General features: G+C 59.9%; 12 protein-coding genes. 9 read left to right on the forward strand and 3 right to left on the reverse strand.

The window, feature by feature from the left end; translation table 11 throughout:
- Positions 1-39 precede the first annotated feature (39 nt).
- Complete coding sequence (locus QMZ29_RS21155) at positions 40-906, forward strand: helix-turn-helix domain-containing protein (RefSeq protein ID WP_261425156.1); 867 nt, start codon at positions 40-42, stop codon at positions 904-906.
- Here QMZ29_RS21155 and QMZ29_RS21160 read toward each other — a convergent pair.
- Together QMZ29_RS21160 and QMZ29_RS21165 are read right to left on the reverse strand one after the other, a co-directional pair.
- The gene (locus QMZ29_RS21160) at positions 830-1,882 is read right to left on the reverse strand and encodes an XdhC family protein (RefSeq protein ID WP_261425158.1); all 1,053 of its coding nucleotides are present in this window, start codon (positions 1,880-1,882) and stop codon (positions 830-832) included. The two genes, QMZ29_RS21155 and QMZ29_RS21160, sit on opposite strands and share 77 nt — an antisense overlap.
- Positions 1,883-1,890: 8 nt before the next feature.
- Entirely contained in the window at positions 1,891-2,475 is a 585-nt protein-coding gene (locus QMZ29_RS21165) for a nucleotidyltransferase family protein (protein WP_089196262.1), read from the reverse strand.
- Between the two features lie 208 nt (positions 2,476-2,683).
- Between QMZ29_RS21165 and QMZ29_RS21170 the strand changes: the two genes are divergently transcribed.
- The 3 genes from QMZ29_RS21170 to QMZ29_RS21180 are packed head-to-tail and all read left to right on the forward strand — an operon-like array spanning position 2,684 to position 7,256.
- Entirely contained in the window at positions 2,684-5,473 is a 2,790-nt protein-coding gene (locus QMZ29_RS21170; protein WP_060448064.1) for a xanthine dehydrogenase family protein molybdopterin-binding subunit, read from the forward strand.
- Positions 5,470-6,024, forward strand: a complete 555-nt coding sequence (locus QMZ29_RS21175) for a (2Fe-2S)-binding protein (RefSeq protein ID WP_025304236.1) — start codon at positions 5,470-5,472, stop codon at positions 6,022-6,024. Before QMZ29_RS21170 ends, QMZ29_RS21175 begins: the two co-directional genes overlap by 4 nt.
- Positions 6,021-7,256 (forward strand): c-type cytochrome, encoded by a 1,236-nt coding sequence (locus QMZ29_RS21180; protein ID WP_060448065.1) that lies wholly within the window; start codon positions 6,021-6,023, stop codon positions 7,254-7,256. The genes QMZ29_RS21175 and QMZ29_RS21180 overlap by 4 nt, the downstream gene beginning before the upstream one ends.
- A 63-nt stretch (positions 7,257-7,319) precedes the next feature.
- Here QMZ29_RS21180 and QMZ29_RS21185 read toward each other — a convergent pair whose 3' ends face one another.
- Positions 7,320-8,696, reverse strand: a complete 1,377-nt coding sequence (locus tag QMZ29_RS21185; protein WP_025304234.1) for an amino acid permease — start codon at positions 8,694-8,696, stop codon at positions 7,320-7,322.
- A gap of 631 nt (positions 8,697-9,327) precedes the next feature.
- Here QMZ29_RS21185 and pdhR point away from each other — a divergent pair.
- The 5 genes from pdhR (at position 9,328) to acnB (ending at position 19,589) form a co-directional block, all read left to right on the forward strand.
- Complete coding sequence (gene pdhR / locus QMZ29_RS21190) at positions 9,328-10,092, forward strand: pyruvate dehydrogenase complex transcriptional repressor PdhR (protein WP_004937490.1); 765 nt, start codon at positions 9,328-9,330, stop codon at positions 10,090-10,092.
- A 165-nt stretch (positions 10,093-10,257) separates the two neighbouring features.
- Positions 10,258-12,921, forward strand: a complete 2,664-nt coding sequence (gene aceE / locus QMZ29_RS21195; RefSeq protein ID WP_025304233.1) for a pyruvate dehydrogenase (acetyl-transferring), homodimeric type — start codon at positions 10,258-10,260, stop codon at positions 12,919-12,921.
- Between the two features lie 13 nt (positions 12,922-12,934).
- Complete coding sequence (gene aceF, locus QMZ29_RS21200) at positions 12,935-14,818, forward strand: pyruvate dehydrogenase complex dihydrolipoyllysine-residue acetyltransferase (RefSeq protein ID WP_043141312.1); 1,884 nt, start codon at positions 12,935-12,937, stop codon at positions 14,816-14,818.
- A gap of 233 nt (positions 14,819-15,051) precedes the next feature.
- Complete coding sequence (gene lpdA / locus QMZ29_RS21205; protein ID WP_004937500.1) at positions 15,052-16,476, forward strand: dihydrolipoyl dehydrogenase; 1,425 nt, start codon at positions 15,052-15,054, stop codon at positions 16,474-16,476.
- Between the two features lie 515 nt (positions 16,477-16,991).
- Positions 16,992-19,589 (forward strand): bifunctional aconitate hydratase 2/2-methylisocitrate dehydratase, encoded by a 2,598-nt coding sequence (gene acnB / locus QMZ29_RS21210; protein WP_038872455.1) that lies wholly within the window; start codon positions 16,992-16,994, stop codon positions 19,587-19,589.
- Positions 19,590-19,697 lie beyond the last annotated feature (108 nt).

Genomic DNA, 19,697 nt, shown 5'->3' on the forward strand with positions numbered 1-19,697 from the left:
GACTAATGGAATATCGGCAACAGAAGGTTCGGCAAGCACATGGGAACGCAGGAAAGTCACATCAAGGAATTGCTGGTCTGGATTGAAGATAACCTGACCAATCCGCTGTCGTTGGATATCGTTTCTGCCAAGTCAGGCTACACGAAATGGTACCTGCAGCGCATGTTCAAAAAGCAGACCGGATTATCGTTAGCCTCGTATATCCGCGCTCGCCGCCTCTACCTCGCCGCCTTCGCCTTGCGCTTCACGCAGAAGAGCATTCTAGACATTTCGGTTGAATATCAATTTGATAATCAGCAGACATTCTCGCGCTGTTTCAAAAAGCACTTCGCCGAATCGCCCAGCGTGTATCGCCATGCCCGCAAGCAGGACTTCAGCAATCTGGTGCGTTCGCTGGCGGCCAGCCAGCCCGGCGATATTCAGGTCGAACGCGTCAGCATCGCCAGAGGGCAATATGCCTTTCACGGCAAACATTACGCGTACCATCTGGATATCGAGAAGCTGGACAAGTCGCACCTGCCGCAGCGCAGCGCGCTTCGGGCGCAGTTCTACATCTTGTTGGGCGAGCGCCCGGCACAAACCTATTCGTTTACCCAACTGGTGCCGGACGGCGAGCGGGTCAGGGTCGACTATACCCTGGGCGTGACGACGGACTACCCGCTGCGCGAAGGCGTGGCGCTGGAGCCGCTGCCGGAGATCCACGGCGAGTTTTGCCGTTTTCGCTATTCCGGCAAGCCGGTGGCGCTCAACGACCACATCATTAAAATTTACACGCAGGTGCTACCCGAAATGGGGCTGGCCCGCGGTGACGGGCCGGACATGACGGTGTTCAGCTATTCGCTGAGCGGGAAAGAGGAGCTGTATCTGGAGCTGCAGCATCTGGTGCCGGTGGTGCCGTTGCACTGATCCCGTCGGCGGCCGGCCGCCGGTTTTTCTGCTGCACGATCGCCGCCATCACTGCCAGGGCGATCTCCGCCGGGGTTTTGCTGCCCAGCGGCAGGCCGATCGGCGCATGAATGCGTTCCAGCTCCTGCGGCGTGAATTCGGCAATCTGCTGCAAACGCTGGCGCCGCCGCGCGCTGTTTCTGAGCGAGCCCATGGCGCCGATGTAAAACGCCGGGGTGTGGATCGCTTCCATCAGCGTCAGGTCGTCCATGCGCGGATCGTGGGTCAGCGCCACGACGGCGGTATTGGCGTGGCAACCGCCGTCCTCAATGAACTTGGCCGGAAACTGGCGCAGCAGCGTCACGCCCGGTTTCAGCTCGGCGGCGAAGTTATCCAGCGCCTCCGGGCGGCTCTCGCACACCAGCACCTCAAACCCCAGCGCCACGGCGAAGTCGGCGCAGTACAGCGCCACGCTGGACAACCCGGCGATCAGCAGGCGTGGCGCGGCCGCGATGTGCAGGGTGATCTGCTCGAGCCGGCATTCGACCTGGGTGGCGCTGGTGAAGTGGCTCTGCTCAAGGCTGTGGCAGGCGTGGGGCAGCGTCAGGCGTTTGATCAACGCGTGATGCCCTTCCAGCGCGCCGGCGATGCGTTGCAGATAAGCGACGCTGGCTTCTCCCGCCGGCAGATACTCGATCAGCACGTCCAGCACGCCGCCGCAGGGCAGCGCCACGTTGGGCGTCATGCCGCCTTCGCCATAACGGATCACCTGGCTGGGCGCCTGATACTCCCCGGCGGCTACGCGCCGTAGAAAGTCCTCCTCCACGCACCCGCCCGACAATGAACCGCTGTAGCGGCCGTCTCGGGTCGCGGCCATCAACGCGCCCGGCGACCGCGGCGAAGAGCCGTAGGTACTGAGCACGGTGCATAACCAGACCGGCTGTTGCTGCAGCCAGCTTATCGCCTGGCTGACCACGGTGACATCAAGATGTTGCATAGGTGAGTTTACTCGCTGGCCGGGAGTTGCGATGGAAGATCAATATCCTGCACGACGCCGGGGTACTCAAGCGGCAGCAGGTGTACCGCCGCGCCTTGCAGCAGTTCACGCGCGCCATTATCGCCGCGCAGTTGGCAAAGCGGTTTGCGCAATCGGGCGGAAAAGCCGACCGGGTGACCGGGCTGTTGCGCATAGCAGGGGCGCACGATCGCGTGTTGCCGTAAGGCATCCGCCACCTGTCGGAAAACGTCGGCGCCGACGAACGGCATATCGGCCAGGTGGATCAGCCAGCCCTGCCAGTGCGGCGTGGCCGCAACGCCCGCGGCGATCGAGTCGCCGAGGCCCGCGCTGGTGAGCAGGGTGACCGGTACTTGCTTGGCGGCGCAGGCTGCCAGCACCGGCAGATTATCCGGCCGGGTTACCACCTGTACCGGCAGGCCGGAAGCCAGCGCCTGGCGCAGAGTGTGTTCGAACAGCGATCGCTGCTCGCCCGCCGCATCGGCGAATCCGGCGTTCAATTTGTTGCCCTGGCCGCCGGCCTGGATAAAGCGCTCCCCGCGTCCGGCGGCGGTAATGACAATGCCCGTGGTCATGGTTGAAGTCCGCGTTTGCGCAAATTATTTATTAGCCTACAAACTACCTGTGTTTTGCAAATGTTTTTTTGTTGAAAACAGTCTGTTAATCATCACATAATTTTAGTTATAAGCATATGCTTATGACGTCTACGGCAAGGTCGTCAGCGTTTGCGCAACAACACCGCGAACAAAAACCAATTACAAGAAAGACGTGAAGGACTTATTTATGAGCAATTTCAACCCGTCGCGGCGCCGCTTTATCAAAAGCGCCGTGATTGCGGGGGTCTCCGTGTACCTAGCCCCCCTGTACAGCCGCGCCTACGCCGCGCTGTTCGAGCAAAAAATCCTCCAGTCGCCTAACTGGGATCCGCAGACCAAACGCGTCCGTTTCCGCATCGATGGCCGCGCCAAGGTCATGGGGCAGAAGGTGTTCGCGCGCGATATCCGCGCGGTGGACATGCCGCACTGGCCGCAGAAACAGGCGCACGCCTTCATTCTGCGCGTCACCAAAGCCGACCGGCTGTTCGAAGGGGTCGATCTGTCGCTGTTGGGGGACGACCTGCAGCCGGATCGCCTGGTGACGGCGGAAGATCTGGCGCGCGATGGCCTGGCCTTCCCGGCGTTCTACGGTGACGACATGCTGCTGCCGAGCGGCAAAACCCCGGCCTACCTCGGCCAGGCGGTGGCGATCCTGATCTATCACGACTTCGCCCGATTCCGCTTTGCCAAGGACAAGCTGAAATTCCGTGAAGAGACCATCAAATTCGGCGCGGTCACCGGCCCGCTGGAGCGCGATCCCTGGGGCAGCTTCCGCTATGTGCGGGTGGGGGGCGATCAACCGTTCGACGACGATCGCTTCTCCAGCCTGAAGGACACGCCAATCTTCCCGGTATCGATGAAAAAGCACCTGCCGGTGTGGCCGGAAGGGCGCGAGGGCGGCAAGCTGGATCAGGAAGGCATGCGCTATGCGGGCCAGATCGCCGACGAGATGGCCAACCCGCCGGCCGACTGGCTGGTGATGTCACGCCGCTACACCACGCAGTCGATCGATACCTCGGCGCTGGAGCCGGACAACGCCAACGGCTGGTTCGACGCGCAGACGCAAACCCTGCATCTGGTGGTGCCGACCCAGTCGCCGCAGGAAGTGGCCGACGAGATGCCGCGCATGCTGGCCAAGCGCAACCCGCCGGTGAAACAGCTGATCCTGCACCCGTGCTACACCGTGGGCTACGGCTCGAAAGATCACTACAACTTCCCCTATTACGGCGCAGTGGCGGCGATGTACGGCGACGGCCACCCGGTGCGCCTGGCCAATGACCGCTTCGAGCAGTTCCAGACGGCGCTGAAGCGCCACGCGTTCGACATGAACTATCGCATCGCGGTGAATCGCCAGACCGGCGTTATGCAGTCGTTCCTCGGTGACATGACGGCGGACGGCGGCGGCCGCAGCAACTTTACCCCTTCGGTGGTGATGGTCGGCGCGACCGCCGCCCAGTCGATTTACTACTTCCCAAAAAGCGATCTGTCGTCGGTCGGGCTGGCCTCACGCGCCATCGACGCCGGTTCGGCGCGCGGTTACGGCACGCTGCAGAGCATGGCCGCCACCGAGATGATGGTGGATGAGCTGGCCGCCGAGCTGAAGATCGACCCGATCGAGTTCCGCCTGCGCAACGTGCTGAAATCCGGCATGAAAAACACCCAAGGGGCGATCCCGGCCGGTGCGATCCGCGCCGATGAAGTGCTAGAGAAGGCGGCGAAGCATGAGATGTGGCTCAAGCGCGCCGAACGCAAGGCCGAGTTTGAGAGCCGCTATCCCGGCAAGCGCTATGGCGTTGGCTTCGGCTGCGTGCAGAAAGACTTCGGCACCGGGGCGGAAACCTCGTTCGCCCGGGTGGAGCTGAGCGAAGACGGGCGCATCACCCTGCATCACAGCGGCGCGGAGATGGGCACCGGCATGTCGACCTCGCAGTCGGTACTGTGCGCGCAGTGGCTGGGCAAACCGGCCGACGAAGCGCACTTCTCGGTCACCGACTGGTCGGTACTGCCGATGGTCACCAGCGGCGATCCTTACCTGATGTCGCAAGAAGAGCAGGACAAGCTGCAAACCAACCCCAACTGGACGCCGAGCTACTGTTCGCCGTCGAGCGCCAGCAATTCGGCCTATTACTTCTCGCACAGCACCCGCGAAGCGGCGCGCCTGATCTTCGATCACGGCCTGTGGCCGGCGGCGATGGCGCTGTGGCAGGCCGGTATCGGCGGCGGCCAGGCGGCGCCGCTGGTGGTGCGGCGCGAAGATGCGCGTTGGGTCGAAGGCGGCCTGACGGCGGCGGGCATGTCGGTGCTGAGCCTCGAGCTGCTGGCCAAGACGGCTTATCAGATGGGCGGCGTCACCGGCGCGGCGGTGCACGTGTTCAACCGCTGGCAGTGGGCGGAGGCCGATTTCACGTTGAACGGCAAAAGCGAGCGCCTGCCGGTCGACGGCATGGCGCTGCGCAACGCCAGCGGCGAATTCAAACCGCTGGCGCGCGGGCAGGTCTATTATCCGCCGACCCAGCGCAACAATGCGGCGGTGACCTACTACAGTGCCGTTGGCACGCTGGCGGAAGTGGCGGTGGATATCGCCACCGGCCAGGTGGAATTGCTGAATCACCACTCGATCATGGAATGTGGCAACCTGATCGTGCCGGAACTGGTTTCCGGCCAACTGCAGGGCGGGCTGGCGATGGGGATCGGCCATGCGCTGCACGAATATTTACCGCTGTACGAAGACGGCCCGGGCAACGGCACCTGGAACTTCAACCGTTACCACCTGCCGCGCGCCAGCGACGTGGCGGTGTGGAAGCAGAGCGGCGACATCCTGCCGGCGCTGTCGGAAACCGATCCGCCGAAAGGCATGGCGGAGGTGGTGATGATCCCGATCGTGGCCGCGCTGGTCAACGCCATCGCCGACGCCACCGGCCACCGTTTCCGTGATTTGCCCGTTCGTGCAGAAAATATTCGTGAGGTATTACAATGAGCATTAAAACCCAGCCGATTTCCCTGACCATCAACGAAAAGCAGTACGGCCCGATCGAGGTGCCGGAAGGCTTGATGATGATCGATTTCCTGCACGAGTACCTTGACCTGACCGGTTCGCGCCTCGGCTGCGGGCAGGGCATTTGCCACGCCTGCGTGGCGATCGTCGATCACCCGAGCGGCACTAGCGAAGAGGTGCGCACCTGCATCACCGGCGCGCATTTCTTCAACGGCAAGAAAGTGCGTACCGTCGAAGGCCATGCCAAGGTGGACGAGCAGGGCGAGGTGGTTGAACTGTCGCCGATCCAGCAGGCGTTTCTGGAGCACTACAGCTTCCAGTGCGGCTACTGCACGCCGGGCTTCGTCAACGCCGCCACCATTTTCGTGGAAAAGCTCAAGCGTGAGCCGATCGCCCGCGAACAGCTGGAAAACGCCATCGAGCAGGCGCTGGACAGCCACATCTGCCGCTGCACCGGCTACGTGCGCTACTACGAAGCGGTGCGCGACGTGGTGCTGAAAACGCCGGGCCTGCTGAAGGAGACGGCGCAATGAAAAAACGTCTCGCAGTGTTGATTGTGCTGGTGGCGATCGTGGTGATTGCGCTGCTGTGGTGGCGGGAAAACCGCCGTTACGACGGCCCGGTGCAGCAGGTGACCGCCAGCGCCGAACAGATCGCGCGCGGCCGCTATCTGGCGCAGGCCGCCGACTGCGCCGCCTGCCATACCGCCAGCGGCGGGGCGCCGTTGGCCGGCGGCTATCCGCTGGACACGCCGTTCGGCACGATTTACGGCAGCAACCTGACGCCGTCGGCCGACCACGGCATCGGGCGCTGGAGCAAGGACGACTTCTTCCTGGCGCTGACGCAGGGCGTGGCGCCGGGCGGGCGACACCTGTACCCGGCGATGCCTTACACCTCGTACAAGGGCATGTCGCGTCAGGACGCCGACGACATCTACGCTTACCTGATGACGCGCCCGGCGGTGGACGTGGCCATTCCGGCCAACGAGATGCCGTTCCCGTTCAACCAGCGCATGGCGCTGATCGGCTGGAACCTGCTGTTCCGCAGCCAGGATCCGCTGCCGGCCAGCTCACAGGGCAGCTCGTCGCAATGGCAGCGCGGCCGCTATCTGGCCGACGTGCTGGGCCACTGTGGCGAATGCCACACGCCGCGCGGCGCGCTGGGGCAGATGGATCTCGGCAAGCCGATGCAGGGCGGCGATCTCGGCCGCTTCATGGCGCCGGACATTACGCCGCACGGCCTGGCGCAGCGCGGCTGGACGCCGCAGGACGTCAGCCGCTTCCTCGGCACCGGCCTCGCGCCGCAGGGTTCGGCCTTCAGTGAGATGCATATGGTGGTGGATCTCAGCACCCGTCATTTGACGCCAGAAGACCATCAGGCGCTGGCGCTGTATCTGATGGGCGAGCAGCCGCCAGCGGCGGTGCCGGTGAAAATGGGGCAGGGCAGCGATGCCGGGCGCATGACCTATCTGGATCAGTGCGCCGGCTGTCATGCGCGCGAAGGCGAAGGCAAACCGCACGTCGCACCGGCGATGCGCGATAACGCCACGCTGCGCCAGGCGGACGGCAAGAACCTGATCGTGTCGGTGCTGGACGGCCTGCCGGCCCAGCAGTTCCCGAACGGTGAAAGCATGCAGAGCATGCCGGGCTTCGGCGAGCGTCTGAGCGATGCCGACGTGGCGGAACTGGTAAATTACCTGCGGGTGACCTGGGGCGGTTTGCCGGCGGACGTCACCGCCGAGCAGGTGAAAGCGCTGCGCAAGTAAGCGGCGTTCAGACGAAAAAAATGGCCCGCATCTGCGGGCCATTTTATTGCGCGGTCACGGGATTCAACGGCTGGTGACGCCGTCGACGCGTTGGCTGCGCTGTTTGATGGCGTAACCGACGGCCAGGATCGCCACCCATACCGGGATCAGCAGCACCGAGATTTGAATGCCCGGCGTCAGGTACATGATCACCAGGATGCCGGCCATGAACAGCAGGCACAGGTAGTTGCTGAACGGGTACCAGAACGCTTTGAACTTCGGCACCACGCCTTCGCGGTTTTTGGCGGCGCGGAACTTCAGGTGCGCCAGGCTGATCATCGCCCAGTTGATCACCAGCGCCGACACCACCAACGCCATCAGCAGTTCGAAGGCACGGCCCGGGATCAGGTAGTTAATCAGCACGCACAGCGCGGTGGCGAGGGCGGAGATGCCGATGGCCACCACCGGCACGCCGCGGCCGTCGACCTTCAGCAGGCTTTTCGGGCCGTTGCCCTGCTGCGCCAGACCGTACAGCATGCGGCTGTTGCAGTAGACGCAGCTGTTGTACACCGACAGCGCGGCGGTGAGCACCACGACGTTCAGCACGGTCGCCACCAGGTTGCTGTTCAGCGCGTGGAAGATCAGCACGAACGGGCTGCCGCCTTCGACCACTTTGCCCCACGGGTACAGCGACAGCAGAATGGCCAGCGAACCGATATAGAAGATCAGGATGCGGTAGATCACCTGATTGGTGGCTTTCGGAATGCTCTTTTGCGGGTTGTCGGCTTCGGCGGCGGTGATGCCAACCAGTTCGAGGCCGCCGAAGGAGAACATGATCACCGCCATCGCCATCACCAGGCCCATGACGCCGTTCGGGAAGAACCCGCCCTGCGCCCACAGGTTGGTGACGGTGGCTTCCGGGCCGCCCATGCCGCTGAACAGCAGGTAGGCGCCGAACACGATCATGCCGATAATCGCCACCACCTTGATGATGGCGAACCAGAACTCCATCTCGCCGTAAACTTTAACGTTGGCGAGGTTGATGGCGTTGATCGCCAGGAAGAATACCGCGGCGGAGACCCAGGTCGGGATCTCCGGCCACCAGTACTGCACGTAGATGCCGACCGCGGTCAGCTCCGCCATCGCCACCAGGACATACAGCACCCAGTAGTTCCAGCCGGAGGCGAAGCCGGCGAAGTTGCCCCAGTATTTGTAGGCGAAGTGGCTGAAGGAACCGGCGACCGGCTCTTCCACCACCATTTCCCCCAGCTGGCGCATGATCAGAAACGCGATGAAGCCGCCGATGGCGTAGCCGAGAAGCACCGACGGGCCGGCCATTTTTATTGTTTGAGCGATACCGAGAAATAACCCGGTACCGATTGCGCCACCTAAGGCGATGAGCTGAATATGGCGGTTTTTCAGGCCGCGTTTCAGCTGGTCACCCTGCTGTTGACCATCCATCAATCTAACCCTCTGTCGTTGTGAATGCCCACCTGCCTGTAAAGCAGTGGTTACGATGTGTGTTTTGTTTTATTTACGGCGTTATAGCTATTAATTCCACGGCGCCGCTACCGTTTGGCAGAGAATAATGTTATGCGCGTCGGTTTGCACCTGCTTTGTCGTGTGAGTGATTAAGATTGCAGCAGTTTAGGAAACAAAATGCGGGTTGTGTGACGGCGGGGGGGATTCAGTGCATGAAATAAGCAACAAATCACATAATGCGCAAAAATAACGTAGATCTGAACGGTGGGGTGCGTTCAAATAATGAACGAACCGCCGTTGCGCTGCTCGCCAAATAGTCATTCATTAAAGCGTCATAACCATGCAATAAAACTCGGGCAAAAAGTTTGCACTCTGCCTTGCGTAAGGTTTGGTAAAAGTTAAATCCCAAACCCATCGCGTAAATGGTAATACCATCACGGCGTTACCGGTTTGCAGCGGGGTTTTCAGCGGGGTGTTAAAATGTGCGGGTAACCTGATTTCGATCAAGGCCCGTATGGACAGGAGGTGAATACTTTGTTACTTTACCGTCACGTTTTTGAAATTGGTATTACCAATTGACTCCGCGCCATTCGCAGAGAAGAATTCACTCATGGCCTACAGCAAAATCCGCCAACCCAAGTTGTCAGATGTTATCGAGCAACAGCTCGAATACCTGATCCTCGAGGGGACACTGCGCCCAGGCGAAAAACTGCCTCCGGAGCGCGAGCTGGCGAAACAATTTGATGTCTCCCGTCCTTCTCTGAGAGAGGCCATTCAGCGCCTTGAAGCGAAAGGGCTGCTCCTGCGCCGTCAGGGCGGCGGCACCTTCGTGCAAACTAATCTGTGGCAGAGCTTCAGCGATCCGCTGGCCGAGCTGCTGGCCGACCATCCCGAATCACAGTTCGATCTGCTGGAAACCCGTCACGCGCTGGAAGGCATTGCCGCCTATTACGCGGCGCTGCGCGGCACCGATGAAGATCTGGCGCGCATCCGCGATTGCCACATCGTGATTCAACAGGCTCAAGACAGCGGCGATCTCGACGCCGAGGCCGATGCGGTCATGCAGTATCAAATCGCCGTGACTGAAGCCGCTCACAACGTTGTGTTACTTCACCTGCTACGCTGCATGGGGCCGATGCTGGAACAGAACGTGCGTCAGAACTTTGAATTGCTCTACTCGCGCCGTGAGATGTTGGCAAAAGTGAGCAGCCACCGCGCCGGAATTTTTGAGGCGATTGTGGCACGCGAGCCGGAAAAGGCCCGTGAAGCCTCGCATCGCCACTTGGCGTTTATCGAGGAAATCTTGCTGGATCTCAGCCGGGAGCATACTCGGCGCGAGAGATCGCTACGGCGTCTCCAGCAACGCAAGGATTAAGAGCTGTCCTCTTCAGGGTACACCAGCCTGCGGGGGTTAAGTTCGAGGTACTTAGTTAAGTACTTAAGCGGCAACTAAACTGATGGGCCTGTCTTCGTGTGTTTTTGCACAGAGCACAGGAAGACAGGCTCCAAACAAACCATTAGACAGATAAGGAATACCACCATGTCAGAACGTTTAAACAATGACGTGGATCCGATCGAAACCCGCGACTGGCTGCAGGCGATCGAATCGGTCATCCGTGAAGAGGGTGTTGAGCGAGCTCAGTTTCTGATTGATCAGGTATTGGGAGAAGCCCGCAAAGGCGGCGTTAACGTTGCGGCCGGTGCTGCAGCGCACAACTACGTCAACACCATCGCGGTAGAAGACGAACCGGCCTACCCAGGCAACCTGGATCTGGAACGCCGCATTCGCTCTGCGATCCGTTGGAACGCGATCATGACCGTTCTGCGCGCATCCAAAAAAGACCTGGAGCTGGGCGGCCACATGGCTTCCTTCCAGTCTTCCGCGACCTTCTATGAAGTCTGCTTTAACCACTTCTTCCGCGCACGCAACGAGAAAGACGGCGGCGACCTGGTGTACTTCCAGGGCCACATCTCTCCGGGCGTTTACGCGCGTGCCTTCCTTGAAGGCCGCCTGACCGAAGAACAGATGAACAACTTCCGTCAGGAAGTGCACGGCAACGGCCTGTCCTCTTACCCGCATCCTAAGCTGATGCCGGAATTCTGGCAGTTCCCGACCGTTTCCATGGGCCTGGGCCCAATCAGCGCCATCTATCAGGCGAAGTTCCTGAAATACCTGGAACACCGCGGCCTGAAAGACACCTCTGAGCAGACCGTTTACGCCTTCCTGGGCGACGGTGAAATGGATGAGCCGGAATCCAAAGGCGCCATCACCATCGCGACTCGCGAGAAGCTGGACAACCTGGTGTTCGTCATCAACTGCAACCTGCAGCGCCTGGACGGCCCGGTCACCGGTAACGGCAAGATCATCAACGAACTGGAAGGTATCTTCTCCGGCGCAGGCTGGCAGGTGCTGAAAGTGATCTGGGGCGGCCGTTGGGACGAGCTGCTGCGCAAAGACACCAGCGGTAAACTGGTTCAGCTGATGAACGAGACCCTGGACGGCGACTACCAGACCTTCAAATCCAAAGACGGCGCTTACGTGCGCGAGCACTTCTTCGGCCGTTACCCGGAAACCGCTGCGCTGGTCAAAGACATGACCGACGACGAAATCTGGGCGCTGAACCGTGGTGGTCACGATCCGAAGAAAATCTTCGCTGCACTGAAAAAAGCGCAGGACACCAAAGGCAAACCGACCGTTATCCTGGCCCACACCATCAAAGGTTACGGCATGGGTGAAACCGCGGAAGGTAAAAACATCGCTCACCAGGTGAAGAAAATGAACATGGAAGGGGTTCACCACTTCCGCGATCGTTTCAATGTGCCGGTTGCCGATGCTGACATCGAAAAACTGCCGTACATCACCTTCGAGAAAGAATCCGAAGAGTACAAATACCTGCACGAACGTCGCCAGGCGCTGAAAGGCTACGTGCCAACCCGTCTGCCGGAGTTCACCCAGAAGCTGGAAATGCCGGCGCTGGAAGATTTCAGCTCGCTGCTGGAAGAGCAGAACAAAGAGATCTCCACCACTATCGCCTTCGTGCGTGCCCTGAACGTGATGCTGAAGAACAAGTCGATCAAAGATCGCCTGGTGCCAATCATCGCCGACGAAGCGCGTACCTTCGGTATGGAAGGTCTGTTCCGTCAGATCGGTATCTACAGCCCGAACGGCCAGCAGTACACTCCGCAGGACCGTGAGCAGGTTGCTTACTACAAAGAAGACGAGAAAGGTCAAATCCTGCAGGAAGGCATCAACGAACTGGGTGCAGCCTCTTCCTGGCTGGCCGCAGCGACTTCCTACAGCACCAACGATCTGCCGATGATTCCGTTCTACATCTACTACTCGATGTTCGGTTTCCAACGTATCGGCGACCTGTGCTGGGCAGCGGGCGACCAACAGGCGCGTGGCTTCCTGATCGGCGGGACCTCGGGCCGTACTACCCTGAACGGCGAAGGTCTGCAGCACGAAGATGGCCACAGCCACATTCAGTCTCTGACCATCCCTAACTGCATCTCTTACGATCCGGCTTACGCGTACGAAGTGGCGGTGATCATGCACGACGGTCTGGTGCGCATGTATGGCGACAACCCAGAAAACGTGTACTACTACCTGACCACGCTGAACGAAAACTACCACATGCCTGCGATGCCGCAGGGTGCGGAAGAAGGTATCCGCAAGGGTATCTACAAGCTGGAAACGCTGGAAGGCAGCAAAGGCAAGGTACAGCTGCTGGGCTCCGGCGCTATCCTGCGCCACGTGCGCGAAGCTGCGCAGATCCTGGCGAAGGACTACGGCGTGGGTTCCGACACCTACAGTGTGACCTCGTTCACCGAACTGGCGCGCGACGGCCAGGATTGCGAGCGTTGGAACATGCTGCACCCAACCGAAACGCCACGCGTGCCTTACATCGCTCAGGTGATGAGCGACGCGCCAGCGGTAGCGTCTACCGACTACATGAAACTGTTCGCTGAACAGGTTCGTACTTATGTGCCGGCCAGCGATTATCGCGTACTGGGCACCGACGGCTTCGGTCGTTCGGACAGCCGCGAAAACCTGCGTCACCACTTCGAAGTCGATGCATCTTACGTGGTGGTTGCTGCTCTGGGTGAACTGGCTAAACGCGGTGAGATCGAAGCTTCTGTGGTTGCTGATGCAATCAAGAAATTCGACATCAACCCGGAAAAAGTTAACCCGCGTCTGGCCTAAGAGGTACTGAATAATGTCTATCGAAATCAACGTACCGGACATCGGTGCAGATGAAGTCGAAATCACCGAGATTCTGGTGAAGGTCGGCGATAAAGTTGAAGCGGAACAATCGCTGATCACCGTGGAAGGCGACAAGGCTTCCATGGAAGTGCCATCCCCTCAGGCGGGCGTGGTGAAAGAGATTAAAGTGGCGGTCGGCGATAAAACCGAAACCGGCAAACTGATCATGATCTTCGAAGCGGCAGGCGCAGCGGAAGCTGCACCGGCGGCGAAAGCGGAAGAAAAACCGGCGGCAGCAGCAGCTGCCCCGGCTGCCGCTGCGGCCAAAGACGTTGCTGTGCCGGACATCGGCGCCGACGAAGTCGAAGTGACCGAGATCCTGGTGAAAGTGGGCGACAAGGTGGAAGCCGAGCAGTCCCTGATCACTGTGGAAGGCGACAAGGCTTCCATGGAAGTCCCTGCGCCGTTCGCGGGCACCGTGAAAGAGATCAAGATCGCGACCGGCGACAAAGTGAAAACCGGTTCCCTGATCATGGTGTTCGAAGTGGCTGGCGCCGCTTCCGCTGCCGCCCCGGCTGCGGCTGAAGCTCCTGCCGCCGCTGCAGCGCCTGCGGCCTCTGCGGCCAAAGACGTCGCCGTGCCGGATATCGGCGGTGACGAAGTCGAAGTGACCGAGGTGATGGTTAAGGTGGGCGACAAGGTTGCCGCCGAGCAGTCTCTGATCACCGTGGAAGGCGACAAGGCCTCCATGGAAGTGCCTGCTCCGTTCGCGGGTACCGTGAAAGAGATCAAGATCGCGACCGGCGACAAAGTGAAAACCGGCTCCCTGATCATGGTGTTCGAAGTGGAAGGCGCTGCGCCTGCCGCTGCCGCCGCTCCAGCCGCTAAAGCGGACGCTGCGCCGGCGCCGGCCGCCGCTAAAGCCGCCGCTCCGGCTGCGAAAGCTGACGACAAAGGCGAGTTCGCCGAGAACGCGGCATACGTGCACGCGACCCCGGTCATTCGTCGTCTGGCGCGTGAATTCGGCGTTAACCTGGCGAAAGTGAAAGGCACCGGTCGTAAAGGCCGCATCCTGCGCGAAGACGTTCAGACTTACGTGAAAGATGCGGTGAAACGCGCTGAAGCAGCTCCGGCTGCTGCCGGCGGCGGTCTGCCAGGCATGTTGCCATGGCCGAAAGTGGACTTCAGCAAGTTCGGCGAGATCGAAGAAGTCGAAATGGGCCGCATCCAGAAGATCTCTGGCGCGAACCTGAGCCGCAACTGGGTGATGATCCCGCACGTGACTCACTTCGACAAAACCGACATCACCGATCTGGAAGCGTTCCGCAAGCAACAGAACGAAGAAGCGGCCAAGCGCAAGCTGGACGTGAAGTTCACGCCTGTCGTGTTCATCATGAAAGCCGTTGCTGCCGCTCTGGAGCAGATGCCGCGCTTCAACAGCTCGCTGTCCGAAGATGGCCAGAAGCTGACGCTGAAGAAATACATCAACATCGGCGTGGCGGTAGATACCCCGAACGGCCTGGTGGTTCCAGTGTTCAAGGACGTGAACAAGAAGAGCATCACCGAGCTGTCTCGCGAACTGATGGCCATCTCCAAGAAAGCGCGCGACGGCAAGCTGACCGCGGGCGAGATGCAGGGCGGCTGCTTCACCATCTCCAGCCTGGGTGGCATCGGGACGACCCACTTCGCGCCGATCGTCAACGCGCCGGAAGTGGCTATCCTGGGCGTCTCCAAGTCTGCGATGGAGCCGGTCTGGAACGGTAAAGAGTTCATGCCGCGCCTGATGATGCCGATGTCGCTGTCCTTCGACCACCGCGTTATCGACGGTGCCGATGGTGCGCGCTTCATCACCATCATCAACAACATGTTGTCCGACATTCGCCGTCTGGTGATGTAATGCAAAAGGGGCGCAGCATGCTGCGCCCCTGATGATTCTGTAGCAGTTTTGTCGGATTTTGCACAACTCGACAAAATTGTTGAGACACGGGTCACTCGAACACGCTTTGCAGATTATTAACAATTCTGTAAACTGCTCGCGGTGTAAGCGTCCCGGTGGATGAAGGGCGTTATGAGATCGATTAGCAATAAAAATGACGTCTGACCCGCCGGACAATCAATTAAGAGGTCATGATGAGTACTGAAATTAAAACTCAGGTCGTGGTACTTGGGGCGGGCCCGGCAGGTTACTCTGCAGCCTTTCGTTGCGCTGACTTAGGTCTTGAAACCGTTCTGGTTGAACGTTATTCCACTCTGGGCGGGGTTTGCCTGAACGTGGGATGTATCCCTTCCAAAGCACTGCTGCACGTTGCCAAAGTGATCGAAGAAGCCAAAGCGCTGGCCGAACACGGCATCGTTTTCGGCGAGCCGAAAACCGACATCGACAAAGTGCGCGTCTGGAAAGAAAAAGTCATCACTCAGCTGACCGGCGGTCTGGCTGGCATGGCGAAAGGCCGTAAAGTGAAAGTGGTCAACGGCTTGGGCAAGTTCACCGGCGCTAACACCCTGGTTGTGGAAGGCGAAAACGGCCCAACCACCATCAACTTCGACAACGCCATCATCGCTGCAGGTTCTCGTCCGATCCAACTGCCATTCATTCCTCATGAAGATCCACGCGTGTGGGATTCCACCGATGCGCTGGAGCTGAAAACCGTCCCAGAGCGTCTGCTGGTTATGGGCGGCGGCATCATCGGCCTGGAAATGGGCACCGTATACCATGCGCTGGGTTCACAGATCGACGTCGTTGAAATGTTCGATCAGGTTATTCCGGCGGCAGATAAAGACGTGGTGAAAGTCTTCACCAAGCGTATCAGCAAGCAGTTCAACCTGATGCTGGAAACCAAAGTGACCGCGGTAGAAGCCAAAGAAGACGGCATCTACGTCACGATGGAAGGTAAAAAAGCGCCAGCAGAACCACAGCGTTACGACGCGGTGCTGGTGGCGATCGGCCGCGTGCCGAACGGCAAACTGCTGGATGCCGGCAAAGCCGGTGTTGAAGTTGACGAGCGTGGCTTCATCAACGTCGACAAACAGCTGCGTACCAACGTGCCGCACATCTTCGCTATCGGCGACATCGTCGGTCAGCCGATGCTGGCGCACAAAGGCGTGCACGAAGGCCACGTTGCCGCAGAAGTTATCGCCGGCATGAAGCACTACTTCGATCCGAAAGTGATCCCATCCATCGCTTACACCGAGCCGGAAGTGGCATGGGTGGGTCTGACCGAGAAAGAAGCGAAAGAGAAAGGCATCAGCTACGAAACCTCCACCTTCCCGTGGGCGGCTTCCGGCCGTGCGATCGCTTCCGACTGTGCAGACGGCATGACCAAACTGATCTTCGACAAAGAAACTCACCGCATCATCGGTGGCGCGATTGTCGGCACCAACGGCGGTGAACTGCTGGGTGAAATCGGTCTGGCTATCGAGATGGGCTGCGACGCGGAAGACATCGCGCTGACCATCCACGCTCACCCGACCCTGCACGAATCCGTGGGCCTGGCGGCGGAAATCTACGAAGGCAGCATCACCGACCTGCCTAACCCGAAAGCCAAGAAGAAGTAATTCTGCTGGTTTGACCGGTTAACAAGCGGCTCCTGAGAAGGGGCCGTTTTTTTTTGCTCAGATGCACCAAGCGGTATTTTTGTGGCCGCTGCGCCAAATTCCGATCCTTATGCTTATATCCATTTTAATTGTATGGATATAATGCCCTGCTAGTCCGGCAGCCGATTACGCTGCGCTCAACGATTCAGCAAAGATTTAATGTTGCTTTTATGTGAACGAATTAACAACCGTTTCAAATCCTGATATGCTGGCTGAGCGGAACCGGGCACTGTACCTTACAGTCCAGGACATCGACAGCAGTGCCCCGTCAGGATAGATGGCATCAATATCGCCGTGCGCTCTACCCATCAGTCTTTCATGCTGTAACGCTGTTTGACCGTGCTTGTTTGCCCCAATCACCGTTTCGGGGCCTTTACGGGCCGATCGCCTAGCCACAGAGTGAAACCCCAAGGGTATAAACCCGGTTTGCATATACGCCAGGCACAATAAATGACAATGAGAGCGAGGAGAACGTCGTGCTAGAAGAATACCGTAAGCACGTAGCCGAGCGTGCTGCTGAGGGCATCGCCCCTAAGCCGCTAGACGCCACCCAAATGGCCGCGCTGGTCGAACTACTGAAGAATCCGCCAAAAGGCGAAGAAGAATTCCTGTTAGACCTGCTGATTAACCGTGTTCCACCGGGCGTCGACGAAGCCGCCTACGTTAAAGCAGGTTTCCTGGCGGCCATCGCCAAAGGCGAAGCGACATCCCCCCTGGTTACCCCCGAGAAAGCCATTGAACTGTTAGGCACCATGCAGGGCGGTTATAACATTCATCCGCTGATCGATGCCCTGGACAACGAAAAGCTGGCGCCTATCGCCGCCAAAGCGCTGTCCCACACGCTGCTGATGTTCGACAACTTCTACGACGTGGAAGATAAGGCCAAGGCCGGTAACCCGCACGCCAAGCAGATCATGCAGTCCTGGGCCGATGCCGAATGGTACCTGTCGCGCCCTGAGCTGGCGGAAAAGATCACCGTCACCGTGTTCAAAGTCACCGGCGAAACCAACACCGATGACCTTTCTCCGGCGCCGGACGCCTGGTCGCGTCCTGACATCCCGCTGCACGCGCTGGCGATGTTGAAAAACGAACGTGAAGGCATCGTGCCGGATCAGCCGGGCAGCGTTGGCCCGATCAAACAGATCGAGCTGCTGAACAAGAAAGGCTTCCCGCTGGCCTACGTCGGCGACGTGGTCGGCACCGGTTCCTCCCGTAAATCCGCCACCAACTCGGTGCTGTGGTTCATGGGTGATGACATCCCGCACGTGCCGAACAAGCGCGGCGGCGGCGTGGTGCTGGGCGGCAAGATTGCACCTATCTTCTTCAACACCATGGAAGATGCTGGCGCATTGCCGATCGAAGTGGACGTGTCCGAGCTGAACATGGGCGACGTGATCGACGTTTACCCGTACAAAGGTGAAGTACGCAACCACGAGACCGGTGCGCTGATCGCCAACTTCGAGCTGAAAACCGACGTGCTGCTGGATGAAGTGCGCGCCGGCGGCCGTATCCCGCTGATCATCGGCCGCGGCCTGACCACCAAGGCGCGCGAAGCGCTGGGCCTGCCGCACAGCGACGTGTTCCGTATCGCCAAACCGGTTGCCGCGAGCAGCAAAGGCTTCTCGCTGGCGCAGAAAATGGTCGGCCGCGCCTGCGGCGTCGCCGGCATTCGCCCTGGCGAATACTGCGAACCGAAGATGACCTCCGTCGGTTCTCAGGACACCACCGGCCCGATGACCCGCGATGAACTGAAAGACCTGGCCTGCCTCGGCTTCTCCGCCGATCTGGTCATGCAGTCGTTCTGCCACACCGCCGCGTACCCGAAACCGGTCGACGTGACCACGCACCACACGCTGCCTGACTTCATCATGAACCGCGGCGGCGTCTCGCTGCGTCCGGGCGACGGCGTGATCCACTCTTGGCTGAACCGTATGCTGCTGCCTGACACCGTCGGCACCGGCGGCGATTCCCACACCCGCTTCCCGATCGGCATCTCCTTCCCGGCCGGTTCCGGCCTGGTGGCGTTTGCCGCCGCGACCGGCGTGATGCCGCTGGATATGCCTGAGTCGGTGCTGGTGCGCTTCAAAGGCAAAATGCAGCCGGGCATCACCCTGCGCGATCTGGTGCACGCCATCCCTTACTACGCGATCCAGCAAGGGCTGCTGACCGTCGAGAAGAAGGGCAAGAAAAACATCTTCTCCGGCCGCATTCTGGAGATCGAAGGCCTGCCGGACCTGAAGGTCGAGCAGGCGTTTGAGCTGACCGATGCGTCCGCCGAACGTTCCGCCGCCGGTTGTACCATCAAGCTGGACAAGGCGCCGATCGAAGAGTATCTGAACTCCAACATCGTGCTGCTGAAGTGGATGATCTCCGAAGGCTACGGCGATCGCCGTACGCTGGAGCGCCGTATTCAGGGCATGGAAAAATGGCTGGCGGATCCGCAACTGCTGGAAGGCGATGCGGATGCGGAATACGCAGCGGTGATCGACATCGATCTGAACGAGATCAAAGAGCCGATCCTGTGCGCGCCGAACGATCCTGACGATGCACGCCTGCTGTCCGACGTGGCCAACAGCAAAATCGATGAAGTGTTCATCGGTTCTTGCATGACCAACATCGGCCACTTCCGCGCGGCCGGCAAGCTGCTGGATCAGCACAAGGGCCAGCTGCCGACCCGTCTGTGGGTGGCGCCGCCAACCAAGATGGATGCGGCTCAGCTGACCGAAGAAGGCTACTACAGCGTCTTCGGCAAGAGCGGTGCGCGTATCGAGATCCCGGGCTGCTCGCTGTGCATGGGCAACCAGGCGCGCGTGGCGGACGGCGCGACGGTGGTCTCTACCTCGACCCGTAACTTCCCGAACCGTCTGGGCACCGGTGCCAACGTCTATCTGGCGTCTGCCGAACTGGCCGCGGTAGCGTCCCTGTTGGGCCGCCTGCCGACGCCGGACGAGTACCAGACCTATATGGCGCAGGTCGACAAGACGGCGGCGGATACCTACCGCTACCTGAACTTTGACCAGCTGGGGCAGTACACCGAAAAAGCCGACGGCGTGATCTTCCAAACCGCCGTGTAAGCCGCTATATTGCGCAACTGTTTAACGGGAGGCCTTGGCCTCCCGTTTTATTTTGCTCAGTTGCCAACTTTGCGAGCGCTCACTGAGTTAGTCCGCCATTTATGTTTA

Source organism: Serratia sp. PF-27, from assembly GCF_030053255.1.
Lineage (GTDB): Bacteria > Pseudomonadota > Gammaproteobacteria > Enterobacterales > Enterobacteriaceae > Serratia > Serratia bockelmannii.

Excerpts from the sequence above, each read along its gene's own strand:
- QMZ29_RS21155 (WP_261425156.1), top strand. The coding sequence starts at position 40 with ATGGGAACGCAGGAAAGTCACATCAAGGAATTGCTGGTCTGGATTGAA.
- QMZ29_RS21160 (WP_261425158.1), bottom strand. The coding sequence starts at position 1,882 with ATGCAACATCTTGATGTCACCGTGGTCAGCCAGGCGATAAGCTGGCTG.
- QMZ29_RS21165 (WP_089196262.1), bottom strand. The coding sequence starts at position 2,475 with ATGACCACGGGCATTGTCATTACCGCCGCCGGACGCGGGGAGCGCTTT.
- QMZ29_RS21170 (WP_060448064.1), top strand. The coding sequence starts at position 2,684 with ATGAGCAATTTCAACCCGTCGCGGCGCCGCTTTATCAAAAGCGCCGTG.
- QMZ29_RS21175 (WP_025304236.1), top strand. The coding sequence starts at position 5,470 with ATGAGCATTAAAACCCAGCCGATTTCCCTGACCATCAACGAAAAGCAG.
- QMZ29_RS21180 (WP_060448065.1), top strand. The coding sequence starts at position 6,021 with ATGAAAAAACGTCTCGCAGTGTTGATTGTGCTGGTGGCGATCGTGGTG.
- QMZ29_RS21185 (WP_025304234.1), bottom strand. The coding sequence starts at position 8,696 with ATGGATGGTCAACAGCAGGGTGACCAGCTGAAACGCGGCCTGAAAAAC.
- pdhR (WP_004937490.1), top strand. The coding sequence starts at position 9,328 with ATGGCCTACAGCAAAATCCGCCAACCCAAGTTGTCAGATGTTATCGAG.
- aceE (WP_025304233.1), top strand. The coding sequence starts at position 10,258 with ATGTCAGAACGTTTAAACAATGACGTGGATCCGATCGAAACCCGCGAC.
- aceF (WP_043141312.1), top strand. The coding sequence starts at position 12,935 with ATGTCTATCGAAATCAACGTACCGGACATCGGTGCAGATGAAGTCGAA.
- lpdA (WP_004937500.1), top strand. The coding sequence starts at position 15,052 with ATGAGTACTGAAATTAAAACTCAGGTCGTGGTACTTGGGGCGGGCCCG.